Annotated in this window: 15 protein-coding genes; 2 read left to right on the top strand and 13 right to left on the bottom strand. The window is 67.8% G+C overall.

Features of this window, described 5'->3' with window-relative positions; all coding sequences use genetic code 11:
- Nucleotides 1-6 precede the first annotated feature (6 nt).
- From NL241_RS16360 to tkt, 7 genes are all read right to left on the bottom strand, one after another.
- Nucleotides 7-525 (bottom strand): DUF7700 domain-containing protein, encoded by a 519-nt coding sequence (locus NL241_RS16360; protein ID WP_494398094.1) that lies wholly within the window; start codon nucleotides 523-525, stop codon nucleotides 7-9.
- 98 nt (nucleotides 526-623) lie between these two features.
- Complete coding sequence (locus NL241_RS16365) at nucleotides 624-1004, bottom strand: DUF3450 domain-containing protein (protein WP_487693633.1); 381 nt, start codon at nucleotides 1002-1004, stop codon at nucleotides 624-626.
- Nucleotides 1005-1029: 25 nt separating this feature from the next.
- Entirely contained in the window at nucleotides 1030-1776 is a 747-nt protein-coding gene (gene pgl, locus NL241_RS16370) for a 6-phosphogluconolactonase (RefSeq protein WP_494398095.1), read from the bottom strand.
- Entirely contained in the window at nucleotides 1773-2684 is a 912-nt protein-coding gene (opcA, locus tag NL241_RS16375) for a glucose-6-phosphate dehydrogenase assembly protein OpcA (protein WP_494398096.1), read from the bottom strand. Before opcA ends, pgl begins: the two co-directional genes overlap by 4 nt.
- A complete protein-coding gene (gene zwf / locus NL241_RS16380; RefSeq protein WP_494398097.1) occupies nucleotides 2685-4232 on the bottom strand; it encodes a glucose-6-phosphate dehydrogenase in 1548 nt (515 codons plus the stop codon). It abuts the gene before it with no gap.
- Nucleotides 4229-5344 carry a transaldolase gene (gene tal, locus NL241_RS16385; protein ID WP_487693639.1) on the bottom strand — a complete coding sequence of 372 codons (1116 nt, stop codon included), beginning with the start codon at nucleotides 5342-5344 and terminating at the stop codon, nucleotides 4229-4231. Before tal ends, zwf begins: the two co-directional genes overlap by 4 nt.
- Before the next feature lie 17 nt (nucleotides 5345-5361).
- The gene (gene tkt / locus NL241_RS16390; RefSeq protein ID WP_487693640.1) at nucleotides 5362-7452 is read right to left on the bottom strand and encodes a transketolase; all 2091 of its coding nucleotides are present in this window, start codon (nucleotides 7450-7452) and stop codon (nucleotides 5362-5364) included.
- A gap of 242 nt (nucleotides 7453-7694) precedes the next feature.
- Between tkt and NL241_RS16395 the strand changes: the two genes are divergently transcribed.
- Nucleotides 7695-8639 (top strand): heme o synthase, encoded by a 945-nt coding sequence (locus NL241_RS16395; protein WP_487693641.1) that lies wholly within the window; start codon nucleotides 7695-7697, stop codon nucleotides 8637-8639.
- Nucleotides 8640-8698: 59 nt separating this feature from the next.
- Here NL241_RS16395 and NL241_RS16400 read toward each other — a convergent pair whose 3' ends face one another.
- Nucleotides 8699-9673 (bottom strand): quinone oxidoreductase family protein, encoded by a 975-nt coding sequence (locus NL241_RS16400; protein WP_487693643.1) that lies wholly within the window; start codon nucleotides 9671-9673, stop codon nucleotides 8699-8701.
- Between the two features lie 31 nt (nucleotides 9674-9704).
- Here NL241_RS16400 and NL241_RS16405 point away from each other — a divergent pair, with 31 nt between their 5' ends.
- Complete coding sequence (locus NL241_RS16405) at nucleotides 9705-10643, top strand: ATP-grasp domain-containing protein (protein ID WP_494398098.1); 939 nt, start codon at nucleotides 9705-9707, stop codon at nucleotides 10641-10643.
- Here NL241_RS16405 and NL241_RS16410 read toward each other — a convergent pair.
- The 5 genes from NL241_RS16410 to mptB form a co-directional block, all read right to left on the bottom strand.
- Nucleotides 10593-11537 (bottom strand): COX15/CtaA family protein, encoded by a 945-nt coding sequence (locus NL241_RS16410; protein ID WP_494398099.1) that lies wholly within the window; start codon nucleotides 11535-11537, stop codon nucleotides 10593-10595. The genes NL241_RS16405 and NL241_RS16410 overlap by 51 nt on opposite strands.
- A gap of 363 nt (nucleotides 11538-11900) precedes the next feature.
- The gene (locus NL241_RS16415) at nucleotides 11901-12575 is read right to left on the bottom strand and encodes a DUF429 domain-containing protein (RefSeq protein ID WP_494398100.1); all 675 of its coding nucleotides are present in this window, start codon (nucleotides 12573-12575) and stop codon (nucleotides 11901-11903) included.
- 14 nt (nucleotides 12576-12589) lie between these two features.
- Complete coding sequence (locus NL241_RS16420) at nucleotides 12590-13366, bottom strand: ABC transporter permease (RefSeq protein ID WP_487693650.1); 777 nt, start codon at nucleotides 13364-13366, stop codon at nucleotides 12590-12592.
- Nucleotides 13363-14292 (bottom strand): ABC transporter ATP-binding protein, encoded by a 930-nt coding sequence (locus NL241_RS16425; protein WP_494398101.1) that lies wholly within the window; start codon nucleotides 14290-14292, stop codon nucleotides 13363-13365. Before NL241_RS16425 ends, NL241_RS16420 begins: the two co-directional genes overlap by 4 nt.
- Nucleotides 14289-16022 carry a polyprenol phosphomannose-dependent alpha 1,6 mannosyltransferase MptB gene (gene mptB / locus NL241_RS16430; RefSeq protein WP_494398102.1) on the bottom strand — a complete coding sequence of 578 codons (1734 nt, stop codon included), beginning with the start codon at nucleotides 16020-16022 and terminating at the stop codon, nucleotides 14289-14291. The genes NL241_RS16425 and mptB overlap by 4 nt, the downstream gene beginning before the upstream one ends.
- Nucleotides 16023-16172: the final 150 nt, after the last annotated feature.

Below are 16172 nucleotides of genomic sequence, written 5' to 3' on the forward strand. Positions count from 1 at the left end.
CGGCCCTTACGTTAGCGTGTTCGCCCTCGCTGTCGGCTTGTCCCTTGCGCCCACCTCGGCGAGCTGGAGATCACGGCTGCGCAGATGCGCCTCCACGTCGTCGAGAACGGCGGCGATGACGTCGCGGTCGACCTCGTCGGCGAGCGCGGTGGCACCGGCGAACCTCAGCAGCTCGGGAAGTTTGTTCCTGACCCGCTCGAGGATCCAGTCCACAAACGGTCCATCGGCCACGGTGTCGAAACCGACCCAGTGGTTCTGCACACCCGGAGTCAGGTAGTGGTAGTGCTCTTCGCCGGGGAAGGCGTCGAACCGCAGGTGTTCCAGACCGGAGGCGGTGTCGAACACATGGAGGGTGGGGCCGCCGGCCCACGGTGCGTCACCGCCGTCCTCGTACAGCGCCCGGCCCTCCACCCCGAATGTCACTGCGCCCGCGGGGTAGTAGGTGGTGGCCTCCACCACCACCGGAAGCGGATCACCCTGGTACAACTTTCCGAGCCGGGTGGTGGTGTAGGTGAATTCGGCCATGGGATACCGCCTTTCGACAAGGCACAGCATCCGTCGGCCGGCGGTGCAGATCAACGGTGGGCTGCTACGCCTTTTCGGTAGCAGAAGTTCATCGGTCGCTACAAGCCCGCACGGCTGCGCACGGCGTTGACCACACCACGCACCGCATTCTCCGTCGCCGAGATGGGCGAGACCACCGCCTCGCCGACACCGACGATCCGCTCCACCCGGTCCACGATGGCCTCCAGCCGGTCGACCATCGACAACAGCCGGGGGGCGAGTTCGTCGATGCGGCTGATGGTGGCGTTGAAGCGTTCCATGGTGGCGTCGAGATTGTCGGTGGAGTTGTTGAGGTCCTCGAGCGTCTCGGTGAGACCCGCGAGCAGGGTGTCCACCTGACCGACCGTGACGTCGGCATTCAGCGCTGCCTGCGCGAGCGTCCGCAGGCGCTGCTGAGCCGGCCTTGGTTTCCCCGATGCCGTGACGTCTTTGTCTGCCATGCCGCCATTATGACGGCCGCCACACTCAGTCGGCGATGGTGGCGGCCGCGTCGGAGTCGAGCAGCCACACCGTCTTCTCGGTGCCGACGGCACCGGCGGCCGGCCATTCCAGGGGATCGGCCCCGCCGACGGCCGCGGCCACGGCGTCGGCCTTACCGCCACCGGAGACCACCAACCACACCTCGCGCGACCGCACCACCGCCGGGAAGGTCAGCGTGATGCGCCGCGGCGGTGGCTTGGGGCAGTCCTCGACCCCGACCACGAACCGGGACTTCTCCGCGGCGGCGACGGTGTGCGGGAACAGCGAGTTGACGTGCCCTTCCGGGCCCATGCCGAGCAGGTGCACGTCAAAAACCGGGGTGGGCTCGCCCTCGGGGGCGTTGGCGGCCAACACCTGCTCGTAGGCCAGCGCGGCCGCGTCGATGTCCGGACCGAATTCGCCGTCGGAGGCGGGCATCGCGTGCACATTGCGGTCCGGGATGTCGATGTGGTCCAGCAGCGCCTCGCGGGCCTGCTTGTCGTTGCGCTCGTCGTCCGACTCCGGCACGTAACGCTCGTCGCCCCAGAAGATGTGTACCGCCGACCAGTCGATGCCATCGGCTTTGGCGCGGACCTGCTTCAGGAGTCCGATACCGGTCCCTCCACCGGTCAGGGCGATGGAAGCCTGCCCGCGCTCGTTGACGGCGGCCGTGATCGCGGCGATCAGCCGGTTACCGGCGGCCGCCACCAATTCGTCGGCGTCGTTGTAGGTTTCGACGACTGTCTTGCTCATGCGTATTGCACCTTGTCGATCCCCTGCAGCGCTTCGAAGTAGATCTCGTCGGAGTCCAGCCGGCGCAGGTCTTCGGCCAGGCACTCCCGGGTCTCGCGGCGGGCCAGCGGTACCAGCGCGTCGGGCCGAGCCGTCCGGGTCAGCGTCGCGGTGCGACCCTCCTGTGGACGGCTCAGCGTGATGGTCTCGGTGGCGCGAACCAGCTCGACCTTCAATTCACCCACCTCCCGGCGCACCGGCCCGTCGATACGGCTGGCCAGCCAACCGGCCAGGACATCGAGCGCGGGTTCGTTCTGCAGACCCGAGACCACCGCGGACTCGATGGGTTCAAACGGCGACTGGTCGATGGCCGCGGTGAGCAGCGCCCGCCAGTAGGTGATCCGGCTCCACGCCAGATCGGTGTCACCGGCGGTGTAACCCTGGGCCCGGGACTTGATGGCCTCGAGCGGGTCGGTGCCGTTGGTGGCATCGGTGATACGCCGGATCGCCAACTTGCCCAACGGATCCTGGGCCGGCACCGGGGGAGCGATATCGGGCCACCACGCGACCACCGGGGTGTCGGGCAGCAGGAAGGGCAGCACGACGCTGCTGGCGTGGTTGGCCAGCGGGCCGGACAGTCGCAGCACCACCACCTCACCGGCACCGGCGTCACCGCCGACCCGGATCTGGGCGTCCAACCGGGCCTCGGTCGACAGCCGGTCACCCGGAATGACGACGATGATGCGGCACGGATGTTCGTGGCTGGCGGCGTTGGCCGCCTCGATGGAATCCTCGAGCACCGCCTCGGTATCGGGCGCGATGACCAGGGTCAGCACGCGGCCCATGGTGACCGCGCCGCCCTCTTCGCGGAGGCCGATGATCTTCTTGTTGATCAGGTCGGTGCTGGTGTCAGGCAGATCGACGATCATCTAGGGCCGTCTCCATTCTCGGCCGCTGCGCCGCATCATCTCGTCCGCCGAATCCGGGCCCCAGGTACCCGACTCGTATGGCTCGGGCGCCCCGTGGGACTCCCAGTTCTGCAACGCGGGATCCAGGATCTTCCAGGCCAATTCGACTTCTTCGTTGACCGGGAACAGCGACGGCTCACCGAGCAGCACGTCCAGGATCAACCGTTCATAGGCCTCGGGGGATTCCTCGGCGAACGCGGCACCATAGGAGAAGTCCATGTTCACGTCACGGACTTCCATGTTGTTACCCGGAACCTTGGAACCGAACCGCAACGTGATGCCCTCGTCGGGCTGCACCCGGATGACCAACGCGTTCTTGCCGAGCTCCTCGGTCATGGTGGCGTCGAACGGAAGGTGCGGCGCCCGCTTGAACACCAACGCGATCTCGGTGACCCTGCGCCCCAACCGCTTTCCGGTGCGCAGGTAGAACGGCACCCCAGCCCAGCGGCGGGTGTCGATGTCCAGGGTGATGGCGGCGAACGTCTCGGTGGTCGAGGTCTTGGAGAAGCCCTCCTCGTCGAGCAGTCCCACCACCTTCTGGCCGCCCTGCCAGCCGGCGGCGTACTGGCCGCGCGAGGTGGTCTGATCCAGCGGTTCGGCCAGCCGGGTGGCGGACAGGACCTTGATCTTCTCGGCCTGCAACTCATCGGGCTGGAAGCTGACCGGCTCCTCCATCGCGGTGAGCGCCAGCAACTGCAGCAGGTGGTTCTGGATGACGTCGCGGGCGGCGCCGATTCCGTCGTAATATCCTGCGCGCCCACCCAATCCGATGTCCTCGGCCATGGTGATCTGCACGTGGTCGACGTAGTGGGCGTTCCAGATCGGCTCGAACATCTCGTTGGCGAACCGCAACGCCAGGATGTTCTGCACCGTCTCCTTGCCGAGGTAGTGATCGATGCGGAACACCGACGACTCGGGAAACACGCTGTTGACGGTGGCGTTGAGCGCCTCAGCGCTGGCCAGGTCGTGACCGAAGGGTTTTTCGATGACGACGCGGCTCCAGCCGTCGTTCGACTTCTTGGCCAGCCCGGTCTTCGACAACTGCTCACACACCACCGGGAACGCATCCGGCGGGATCGACAGGTAGAAGGCGTGGTTGCCGCGAGTACCGCGCTCCACGTCGAGCTTGCTCAGCGTTTCGGCAAGTCGCTCGAACGACGCGTCATCGTCGAAAGTGCCCTGGACGAACCGGAATCCCTCGGCCAGCCGATCCCACACCTCCTGACGGAAGGGGGTGCGGGCGTGCTTTTTCACCGCGTCGTAGACGACTTGGGCGAAATCCTCGTCGGCCCAGTCCCGCCGGGCGAAGCCCACCAACGCGAACGTCGGCGGCAGCAGGCCCCGGTTGGCCAGGTCGTAGATCGCCGGCATCAACTTCTTGCGGGCCAGGTCACCGGTGACCCCGAAGATCACCACGCTGCAGGGCCCCGCGATGCGGGGCATGCGCTTGTCGCGCTTGTCCCGCAGCGGGTTCACCCAGTCAGTAGAAACGCTGCCGGTCTCGGTCATTTCTTCTCGTCGAGCTGGCCCTGGGTGGCCTCGATCAACTCCTGCCACGACTTCTCGAACTTGTCGACGCCCTCGTTCTCGAGAACCAGGAAGACGTCGGTGAGGTCGATGCCGATGGCCGCAACCTTGTCGAAGACTTCCTGCGCCGCCGCCGCGGTGCCGGTGACGGTGTCACCGGTGACGACCCCGTGGTCGGCCACCGCGTCGAGGGTCTTCTCGGGCATGGTGTTGACGGTGTTGGGGGCCACCAGCTCGGTGACGTACAGGGTGTCGGAGTAGTCCGGGTTCTTCACGCCGGTGGACGCCCAGAGCGGACGCTGCACCCGGGCGCCGTCGGCCTTGAGCGCTTCGAAGCGGGAACCGCCGACGAACACCTCTTCGTAGGCGGCGTAGGCCAGACGGGCGTTGGCGACACCGGCCTGACCGCGCAGGGCCAACGCCTCCTCGGTTCCGATGGCTTCGAGGCGCTTGTCGATCTCGGTGTCGACGCGGGAGACGAAGAACGACGCGACCGAATGGATCTTCGACAGATCGTGGCCGGCTTCCTTGGCCTTCTCCAGGCCGGCGAGGTAGGCGTCCATGACGGCACGGTGCCGCTCGACGGAGAAGATCAGGGTGACGTTGACGGAGATGCCCTCGGCAAGTACCGCGGTGATCGCCGGGATACCGGCCTCGGTGGCGGGGATCTTGATCAGCACGTTGGGCCGGTCGACGATCTTCCACAGTTCGATGGCCTGCAGGATCGTCTTGTCGGTGTCATGGGCCAGGCGGGGGTCCACCTCGATGGACACCCGGCCGTCGACGCCGCCGGACTGCTCGTACTGCTTGGCCAGCACGTCGCAGGCATTGCGCACGTCGTCGGTGGTGACGGTGCGGATGGTGGCATCCACATCGGCGCCGCGGTCGGCCAGCTCCTTGACCTGGGCGTCGTAGGCGTCGCCCTTGGACAGCGCGGCCTGGAAGATCGACGGGTTGGTGGTGACGCCGACGACGCTCTTGGTGTCGATCAGCTCCTGCAGATTGCCGGTCTGCAGTCGCTCCCGGGACAGGTCGTCGAGCCATACGGACACACCGGCGGCGGACAGCGCCGCCAGGTTCTGGTTCTGAGTCATGGTTCTGCCTTCAGTCGTTAGTTGTTGATCGTGCGTTCCGCTGCGGCGGCGACGGCTTCCGGGGTGAACCCGAACTCGCGGAACAGTGTCTTGTCGTCGGCCGACTCGCCGTAGTGCTCGATCGAGACGATCTCGCCGGTGTCGCCGACCAGCTTGTACCAGCTCTGCGCCACCGCGGCTTCGACCGCGACACGTGCCGAGACGTTCGGCGGGAGCACCGAGTCGCGATACTCCTTGGGCTGGCTTTCGAACCACTCCACACAGGGCATCGACACCACGGCGGCCTCGATGTCCTTCTCGGCCAACAGCTTCTTGGCCTCCACGGCCAGCTGCAGCTCTGAGCCGGTGCCGATGAGGATGACGTCGGCGTCGGTGGCGTCGCCACCGCCGAGCACATAACCGCCCTTGGCAACGCCTTCGGCGCTGGTGCCCTCCAGCACCGGGATGCCCTGGCGGGTCAGGATGAAACCAACCGGGCCGCTGCCGTTGCCGCGCGCGATGATGCTGTGCCAGGCGTAGGCGGTCTCGTTCGGGTCACCGGGGCGCACCACCGACAGGTTCGGGATGGCGCGCAGGGCGGCCAGATGTTCGATGGGCTGGTGGGTGGGGCCGTCCTCGCCCAGGCCGATCGAGTCGTGCGTCCAGATGTAGATGGTGTCGATGTCCATCAGCGAGGCCAGGCGCACCGCGGGCCGCATGTAGTCGGAGAACTGCAGGAACGTGCCACCGAACGCGCGGGTGGGGCCGTGCAGCACGATGCCCGACAGGATGGAGCCCATGGCGTGCTCACGGATGCCGAAGTGCAGCACCCGGCCGTACCAATCGGCGGAGAAGTCCTCGGTCGAGATCGACGGCGGGCCGAACGACTTCACCCCCTTGATGGTGGTGTTGTTGGAGCCGGCCAGGTCGGCGGAGCCGCCCCACAGCTCGGGAAGCTTGGGAGCGACGTCGTTGAGCACCTGACCGAACGCGGCGCGGGTGGCCACGGCCTTGGAGCCCGGCTCCCAGTAGGTGATGTCGGCGTCCCAGCCCTCGGGCAGTTCCTCGGCGGTGAGCCGGTCCAGCAGCTTCTTGCGCTCCGGCTCGCGCTCGGCCCACGCGTCGAAGTCGGTCTGCCACTTCTCGTGGGCTTCCTTACCGCGCTCGACGAGCTTGCGGGTGTGTTCGATGACCTCGGGGCGGACCTCGAAGGTCTTGTCGGGGTCGAAGCCGAGGATCTTCTTGGTGGCGGCCACCTCGTCGTCCCCGAGTGCGGAACCGTGCACGCCGCCGGTGTTCATCTTGGTGGGTGCGGGATAGCCGATGATGGTGCGCACCGCGATGAACGACGGCTTGTCGGTCACCTTCTTGGCCTCGGCGATGGCGGCTTCGATACCGACGACGTTCTCACCGCCGTCGACTTCCTGGACGTGCCAGCCGTAGGCGCGGTAACGGGCGGCGACGTCCTCGCTCAGCGCGATGTCGGTGTCGTGCTCGATGGAGATGTGGTTCTTGTCGTAGAAGACGATCAGGTTGCCCAGTTGCTGGACGCCCGCCAGCGAGGACGCCTCGCTGGTCACGCCTTCTTCGATGTCACCGTCGGAGGCGATGACGTAGATGAAGTGGTCGAACGGGCTCTCACCGGCCGGGGCGTCGGGGTCGAAAAGACCACGCTCGTACCGGGCCGCCATCGCCATGCCCACCGCCGAGGCCAGGCCCTGGCCCAGCGGGCCGGTGGTGATCTCCACGCCCTTGGTGTGGCGGAACTCGGGATGGCCCGGGGTCTTGGACTTGAACGTGCGCAGCGACTCGATGTCGGGGAGTTCGAGGCCGAAGCCGCCGATGTAGAGCTGCAGGTACAGCGTCAGGCTGGAATGCCCGCAGGACAGGATGAACCGGTCGCGGCCCAGCCAGTGCACGTCGCTGGGGTCGTGGCGCATCTGGCGCTGGAACAGCGTGTAGGCCAGCGGGGCCAGGCTCATCGCGGTTCCGGGGTGCCCGTTGCCGACCTTCTGCACCGCGTCGGCGGCCAGCACACGCACGGTGTCGACTGCCAACGAATCGACGTCGGTCCAGTCGTCGGGGTGGTGGGGTTCGGTCAGCGTCGCGATTTCTTCGACGGTGGTCACAAGCTCACTCCTTGGTGGCGTGTCTGGTTGGCAGGCCGCACTATCCAACCCTAGTGCTCCCGGTTCGCTCATCGCAGGCTGCATTCGGAGAGTGTTCGTTCTCCCGTTACGGTGGGTAACGCGGAATCGACCCTGCGGTAATCCATCGCTGTGTCGGCGGTCTACCATCGTCTGTAGTAGATGCTGCGAGGTGGCCGTGATTCTCGCGTCAGGACCACGGCCGAGGATGAGGAGTTGACTGCGTGAGCATTCGCGAGCGCCACCTCAGCTCGGGCAACCCGAAAAGCGGTGGCGCACCGAAGCGGATTCGCAACACGTTGCTGGCCTATGTCGCGTTGACCAAGCCGCGCGTCATCGAGCTGTTGCTCGTCACGGCCATTCCCGCGATGCTGCTGGCCGACCGCGGCACCGTGGACCCGCTGCTGATTCTGAACACGCTGGTGGGCGGCATGCTCGCCGCGGCAGGCGCCAACACGCTGAACTGCGTCGCCGACGCCGACATCGACAAGGTGATGAAACGCACAGCCCGGCGCCCGCTGGCCAGGGCGACGGTGCCCACCCGGCATGCGCTGGTGTTCGGGCTGGTGCTCTCGGTCGGCTCCTTCTTCTGGCTGTGGGGGACTTCCAACCTGCTCTCGGGCGTGCTCGCGGTGGTGACCATCGCCTTCTACGTCTTCGTCTACACCCTGCTGCTCAAGCGCCGCACCTCGCAGAACGTGGTGTGGGGTGGGGCCGCCGGCTGCATGCCGGTGATGATCGGCTGGTCGGCGGTCACCGGGACCATCCAGTGGCCCGCCCTGGTGATGTTCGCCGTCATCTTCTTCTGGACGCCGCCGCACACCTGGGCGCTGGCGATGCGCTACAAGGACGACTACGCCGCCGCCGGGGTGCCGATGTTGCCGTCGGTGGCCACCGAGAAGCACGTGACGCTGCAGATCCTGATCTACACCTGGCTGACCGTGCTGGCCACGCTGGCGCTGGTGCCTGCCACCGGCTGGCTGTACACCGGCGTGGCTGTGCTGGCCGGGGTGTGGTTCCTGGTGATGGCCCACCAGCTGTATGCCGGCGTGCGCCGCGGTGAGCCCGTCAAACCCCTGCGGTTGTTCCTGCAGTCGAACAACTACCTGGCCGTGGTGTTCTGCGCGCTGGCCATCGACTCGGCGATCGCGCTGCCGACCGTCTTCTAGAGGGATTTGGGCGCGCTCACAACCGCTGAGCGGTTGTGAGCGCGCCCAAATCGCAGGAGCTAGGGCACCAGGACGATGGAGCCGACGGTTTTGCGGCCCTGCAGATCGCGATGGGCTTGCTCGGCGTTCTCCAGCGGATAGTGCGCGCTGACGTTGATGGTGATCGCCCCGGACTTGATGGCATCGAGCAGCTCACCGGCCCGCCAGGCGAACTCGTCCGCGGTGCGGGTGTAGTGCCCGAGATTGGGCCGGGTCAGGAACACCGAGCCCGCGGTGTTGAGCCGCTGCGGGTCCACCGGCGGGACGGGTCCGCTGGCCGCGCCGAACAATGCCAGTGTGCCGCGGATCGCCAGGCTGGCCAGGCTGGCCTCGAACGTCGTCTTGCCCACACCGTCGTACACCGCCGCCACACCCGCGCCGTCGGTCAATTCACGCACCTTGGCGCCGAACTCGGCCGGGTCATCCGGGTAATCGAGCACTTCGATGGCCCCGGCCTGCCGCGACAGCTCGGCCTTCTCCGGGGTCGAGGCGGTGGTGATGACGCGGGTGCCGAAGCTGGTGGCCCACTGCGTCAGGATGAGACCCACACCGCCGGCCCCGGCGTGCACCAGGATGGTGTCCTGCGGCTGCACCGCGTACACCGACTTGAGCAGGTAATGCGCCGTCATACCCTTCAACAGAGCGGACGCCACCGCGTCGGGGGCCACTCCGTCGGGCACGTAGGCGACGAAATCCGCCGGCGCCACGGTGTACTGGGCGTAGGCGCCCAGCGCCTTGTCGGTGACCACCCGGTCACCCACGTTGAGTGCCACCACGTCGTCGCCGACGGCTTCGACCGTGCCGCAGACCTCACTCCCCGAGATGAACGGCGTCTCCCGCGGATACAGACCGGACCGGAAATAGGTGTCGATGAAGTTGACGCCGATGGCTTCGGCCTTGATCAGCACCTGGCCGGGGCCCGGTGTGGGCGTCGGCCGTTCGACGTAACTCAGGACTTCGGGACCACCGGTTTCGGGAACTTCGATCGCGTGCATGGTGACTATCATCCTTGAGCGTGAAGTCCGTATGAAGCTGGCACGCCCTGATGTCTTCCATCCCAGGATCGTGCTGGCCGGGTGCCCCGCGCTGATCACCGGCGACGGCGACGACGACGGTCTGGTCGAGGCGCTGCGGGCTCGCGGCCTGCACGCCCGCTGGTTGTCCTGGGACGACCCCCAGGCACTGGACAGCGACCTGGTGATCATGCGGGCCACCTGGGACTACACCGAACGATTCGACGAGTTCCTGGCGTGGACGACGCAGGTGCCGCACCTGTTGAATGCCCCGGACGTCGTGCGGTGGAACACCGAGAAGACCTATCTCGAGGATCTGGCTGTCGCCGGTGTCCCGGTGGTCGAGACCGAGTTCTTCGCCCCGGGGGAGATCGTGCACCTGCCGGCCGGGGAGGTGGTGGTCAAACCCGCGGTGGGTGCCGGTTCCCGCGGCGCACAACGGTTCACCGATCACTGCGCGGCCCGCGACCATGCCGCCACCTTGCAGGAAAGTGGCGCCACCGCGATGGTGCAGCCGTACGATCCGCGCGTCGAGGACGGTGAGACCGCACTGGTCTTTCTGGGCGGGCGGCAGTCGCACGCGTTCACCAAGGGCCCGATGCTGCCGCCGCCGGGGAACACGCCGGTATTCGACGAATCCGGCACCTACGCGGAGGAGTCGCTGAAACCGGCCGAGCCGGATGTCGCGCTGTGGGAGGTGGGCCATGCCGCCCTGGCGGCCGCGGCTGCGCACCTGGGCTGCACACCGAAGGATTTCCTCTACGCCCGCGTCGATCTGCTGGGCGGGCACCACGATCCGCTGCTGCTGGAGTTGGAGTTGGTGGAGCCGTCACTGGGTTGGCGGCAGCTGGGCCCTACCGAGCGTGAGCTGGCGCAGCGACAGTTCGCGCTCCAGGTCGAATCAGCGTTGGAGCGCTTCGGTCTCGGTCCGCTGTCGCAGAGCCGCCCATAGCGCGGCTGTCGCCGCGGTACATGCACCGGCGCCCGCCACGTGCACGGCCACCAGGGCCGCGGGTACACCGGTGAAGAACTGGATGGCCCCGACGAGGCCCTGGGTGACGATGAGGCCGACCAGCACGTAGAGCCGGAGCATGACGGCCCTGGGCGCGTTGACGGCCCACAGCCCGAAACCCAGGCCGACGACGAGCGCCAGATAGGCGACCAGCAGCGACGAGTGCGCGTGCACCAGCGTGGTGATCTCGATCTGCAGGCGGGCGACGGGCCGTTCGATGCTCTTGTCGCCGGCGTGGGGTCCGGCCCCGGTGACCAGTGTGCCGCTGACCAGCACCGCGGCCAGGGTGACACCGGACAGCGCCGTCAGCAGCCGCAGTTGCCTGGGCGCGGTGCGCCGGGGGATGCCGTCGTCGGGCTCGCCGATCTTGACGAAGAGCAGTACCGACAGCCACACCATCAGCATCGATGCCAGCAGGTGGATCGCCACGGTCCACCACAGCAGGCCGGTGAGGACGGTGATGCCGCCGATGATCGCCTGCACCACGGTCGAAGCAGGCATGAGCCAGGCGTAGAGCTTGACCTCCCGGCGGCGGTGGGCCCGGGTCACGGCGATGACGGCCGCCGCGGCGGTGAACACCACCGCAAACGTCAGCAAGCGATTGCCGAACTCGACGGCCTGATGGATGCCGGCGACTTCCGGGTGCGGCATCGGGGTGAAGCTGCCCGGGAAACACTGCGGCCAGGTGGGGCAGCCGAGGCCCGAGGCGGTGACGCGGACGATGGCGCCGGTGACGGCGATACCGCCCTGGGTCAGGATGACCAGCGCACCGATGATCCGCTGGGTACGCAGACTTGCTGCGGGAAGCCGGTCGACCAGCCGCTGAAACCACACGCTCACAGAGTAGGTGAGGGCTAACTACCGGCTGTAGTAGGGGTTTGGGCCAGCTGAAACGAGCGGGACCAGGATCTGCTCGACGAGTCGGACCGCCAGCTCGTCGTCGATCGGGTCACCGGTGACCAGCCGCCGGTGCCACAGCACGCTCTGAGCCAGTTCCCGGATGATGTCGACGGCAATGTCGGAGCGGACTCGCCGCGGGGGCGCACTACGTCACTGTGTTGGACATCGGCGCGCGATCGCCGCTGCTCACGCCCGTGAACTACGTGCTCGCCCGCAAGTTCCCCGACGAGATGGTCCGCGCCTGGGTAAAACACAACATCGAGGAGGTCGGCCAGCTGGAATTCCTGTTGCCCACGCTCAGCACCAGATCGCCAGATGCTGCCCCGTCTCGTTGACCTGTGGGGGATCCGGCAGACAGAACGCGGTACCGGCCGCGATGCGGTGGGCGCTCCAGGCCGCCGCGGCAGCGTCGAGCACGTCATCGGCGGGCACCGCATCCACGGGGCCCAGATCTTCGGGGAGATCGATGCCATGGGTGGCCAGCATCCGTAACCGCGCTCGCTGGCCGCGCCAGCTCTTCTTCTTGCCGTCGGTGGGCAACAGCCCCATCTGGCGAAACGACAGCTCGGGGTGTACTTCGAACAGCGGCAACGAAAGCTCGTGCAGGGCTTCGGCTTCCAACAGTTTGGCCTTCAGTCCCCACGCCTGGATGCTGATACCTCTGCCCGTCAGCGCGACAGCCAGGGCGGTTCCCGTCGCGTGATCCGGTGCGTCGAAAACCGGTCGCGGCGGCATCACGAAGATGCTGGAGGACCGGCCCGCAAGCAGACGCTGCGCCAGCCGGTCGGAGGCGCGCACCTCGCCGGCCATCAGGCCCAGGGGCATGTCCACGCCCACGGCGTCGGCGCCGGGGACCGGGGCCAGTACCCCGGCCAGCGTCGGATGGATGTGCGCGGCCACAAAGCGCCCGTCATGCAACTCGACGGCGACCCACCCCGATTTGTAGCCGTCGACACCGAGCACGGTGCTCATCTAGCAGCGGCCGCTCACGTGAAGCGGAACCACCGCAACGCGCACACCGCGGCCAGCGCACCCCATACCGCCAGGACCGCGATACCGAACCAGTCCACCGACATCGTCATGGCCTGCGTCAGCGCCTCGGTGAGTGCGCCGGACGGCGTGAGGCGGGCCACCCAGTGAACCGCGCTCGGAACCGCCTCCGACTCCAGCGTCAGCGCACCGAGTCCGGCGAAGACGAACCACAGCAGGTTGGCCAGCGCCAGCACGATCTCGGCTTTCAAGGTGCCGCCCAACAGCAGACCCAGCGCGGCGAACCCGGCGGTGCCCAGGGCGATGATCACCGCCCCGACGAGCAGGCCGACCGGGCTGGGCCGCCAGCCCAGTGCCAGGCCGATCGCCCCGAGAATGATGGCCTGCAGGAACACGACGGCCACCACCGCCAGCGACTTGCCGACGATGATGCCCCACACCGGTAATGCGGTGGCGCCCAGGCGTTTCAGCGCTCCGTAGCGCCGGTCGAACGCCACGGCGATGGCCTGGCCGGTGAAGGCGGTGGAGATCACGGCCAACGCCATGATGGCGGGAACAAACGTCGCCGCCCGGTTCTCGCCGAACGATCCCAGCGGCAACAGCGTCAGCCCCACCAGCAAGGTGATCGGGATGAACATCGTCAACAGCAACTGTTCGCCATTGCGCAGCAACAACTTCAGTTCGAGGCCGAACTGTGCGGCCAGCATCTTCTGTACGGTGTTGGGCCGCGCGTCCGGGGTGAATGTCCCCTCGGGAAACAAGACCTTGCTCACCGCAACTCCCGTCCGGTCAGATCCAGGAACACATCTTCGAGGCTGCGCTGCTCCACCCGCATGTCTGTGGCCAGCACATCCAGCCGCGCGCACCAGGCCGTCACGGTGGCCAGTACCTGCGGGTCGATGTGCCCCTCCACCAGGTACTCACCGGGGGCGATCTCAGCGGCCCGGTAGTTCTCGGGCAGGGCGCTGATCAGCAAGGCCAGGTCGAGCTTGCGGGGCGCGGTGAAACGCAGTTGGTCCTCGGCGCCGGAGCGCATCAGTTCGGCCGGGGTGCCTTCGGCGACCGCCACCCCGCGATCGATGATGACCAGCCGGTCGGCGAGCTCTTCGGCTTCTTTGAGTTGGTGGGTGGTCAGGACGACGGTGACGCCGTCGCGGCGCAAGCCGTCGATCAGCTCCCAGACCACCAGCCGGGCGTGGGCGTCCATCCCGGCTGTCGGTTCGTCGAGGAACACCAGCTCGGGACGCCCGACCAACGCGCACGCCAGGGCCAGGCGCTGCTGCTGTCCGCCGGAAAGCCGGCGGTAAGTGGTGCGTGCGGCCTCGGTGAGGCCCAGGGTGTCGAGCAACCACTGCGGATCGAGTGGGTTGGCGGCGTAGGCGGCCACCAGATGCAGCATCTCGCCGGCGCGCGCGGCCGGGTACCCGCCGCCGCCCTGGAGCATCACCCCGATGCGGGCCCGCAACCGTGCGTTGTCGGTGAACGGGTCGAGTCCGAGTACCTCGATGCTGCCGGCATCGGGCCGCAGGAACCCCTCACACATCTCGACGGTGGTGGTCTTGCCCGCGCCGTTGGGGCCCAACAGGGCCAGCACCTCGGCGGGCTGCACCTCCAGGTCCAGGCCGGAGACGGCCGTGACCGCGCCGTAGCGTTTGGTGACCCCGTGAAGTCGCAGGGGTACGGGTGCAGTCGAGCTCACGGAGAGTCAGCGTAGGCGTCCGGCGTGACGCGGGGTGCTGCCGGTGGAGGTGTGGTGCCGCTGGGCGCTGTCGGTCGTGGGTCGGCGGGCTCGGGTGGGTCGGTTTCGGTGACCGGCGGCGGCAGGGCCCGCCACGGCAGGCGCCGGTAGGTGATTCCGATCAGGATCAGCACGATCACCGTGCTGGCCAGGGTGGCATCGACGATCTGGAACAGGGCGAACCGGTCGCCGTTGGCGGTGGGGCCGAAGATGCCGACGGTCAGGGTGGCGATGATGGCCGCGGTCCGGAAGCCGGGGCGGGTGGCCCACGCCGCCAGCGGGATGATGGCCCACAGCAGGTACCAGGGCTGCACGACGGGGAACAGCAGCACGGTGGCGCCCAGCGCGACACCGAGACCGCCGACCGGATGCAGCCGGCCCCGGAGCACCGACAGCAGCAGCCAGCTGACCACCACCGTGATGATGAGCACACCGATGCCACGGGTCAGGCCGAGGACGGCGGTGGTGTGGTCACCGAGGCCGAGCAGTATGCCGACCTGGCCGGTGCCCAGGGCCACCAGTGTCGGCGGGGACATCCAGCTGCGCACCACGTTGGCGGTGCCGAGGGTGAACAACCAGCCGAACCCCAAACCACTGGCCCAACCGATGATCGCCATCACCGCCAGGGACACTGCGCCCAGACTGCAGCTGGCCATCAGGAACGCCTTGATGGTGCCGCCCCACCTGCAGGCCAATGCCATCGCGACGAAACCAAGGGCCAGCAGCGAGGGCAGCTTCACCTGGGACGACATGGCGATCAGCACGGTGCCGGCGACGAGCATGCCCAGGGGGGCCCACGCACTCCACTGGGCGCGGCCGTGCGGCCAATGCAGCGGCTGGGGGATGAGCCGGTGGGTGCCTTCGATACCCCGCAGCGCGAATTCGGTGCCGGCCAGCATCAGCCCCAGCATCAGGGCCTCGTTGTGAATTCCGGCGACCAGATGCATGAACAGCAGCGGGTTGGTGGGCCCCAGCCACAATGCCGAGACCTCGGCGACGCCGCAGCGCCGCGCCAGCCGCGGAGTGGCCCAGACGATCAACCCCACGCCGAGCAGCACCACCAGCCGGTGACACAGCACCGCCCAGACGATGTTCTCGCCGGTCAGGGCCGAGATGCCTTCGCCGATCCACAGGAACAGGGGGCCATAGGGGGCGGGTGTCTCGCGCCAGAGACTGGGCACCGACAGCGTGAACACGTGGTCGAGCCCGAGTCCCGGCGCGGGCCCGACGCTGTAGGGGTCCTGGCCGATCCGGGCGATCTGGCTCTGCGCCAGATACGAATAGACGTCCTTGCTGTACATCGGTGGTGCCACCAGCAGCGGCACCATCCACAGCATCAGGGTGCGGTCGAGCTGGCTGCGCGACATCCGCCGGCGGCCCAGGGCGTAGCGGCCCAGCATCAGCCACGCCAGCGCCATCATGACCGCGCCGGTGGTGGTCATGGTCAGCGAGACGGTCTGGATGCGCGACGGGAGGTTGAGCAGCCGCACCCCGAACGTCGGGTCCTGCACCACGGGGCGCGCACCCGCACCGAGCGCACCGATGGCCATCAGGACGGTGCCGGTGGCCCCGAAGAGCCGTGTGCGGCGCATGGCGACGAGTTCGGCGTCGTTCAGCGGCGAGCCGACGGGGCGTTCGTCGCCATGCCAACGCGCGATCGACGAACTCCACGAACGTCGACGGTCGGCCACCACAGCAGACTATCGGGGCCGGAGTCCGAGGCTGCGAGGCACGAGCAGGTGAAGGAGCTCCGGCCGGAGGGTGGGGCCGGAGTCCGAGGCTGCGAGGCACGAGCAGGTGAAGGAGCTCCTATTCCCGAACTGGGGTGTGACTATTCAGAC

It is taken from the genome of Mycolicibacterium sp. SMGY-1XX, assembly GCF_059132455.1.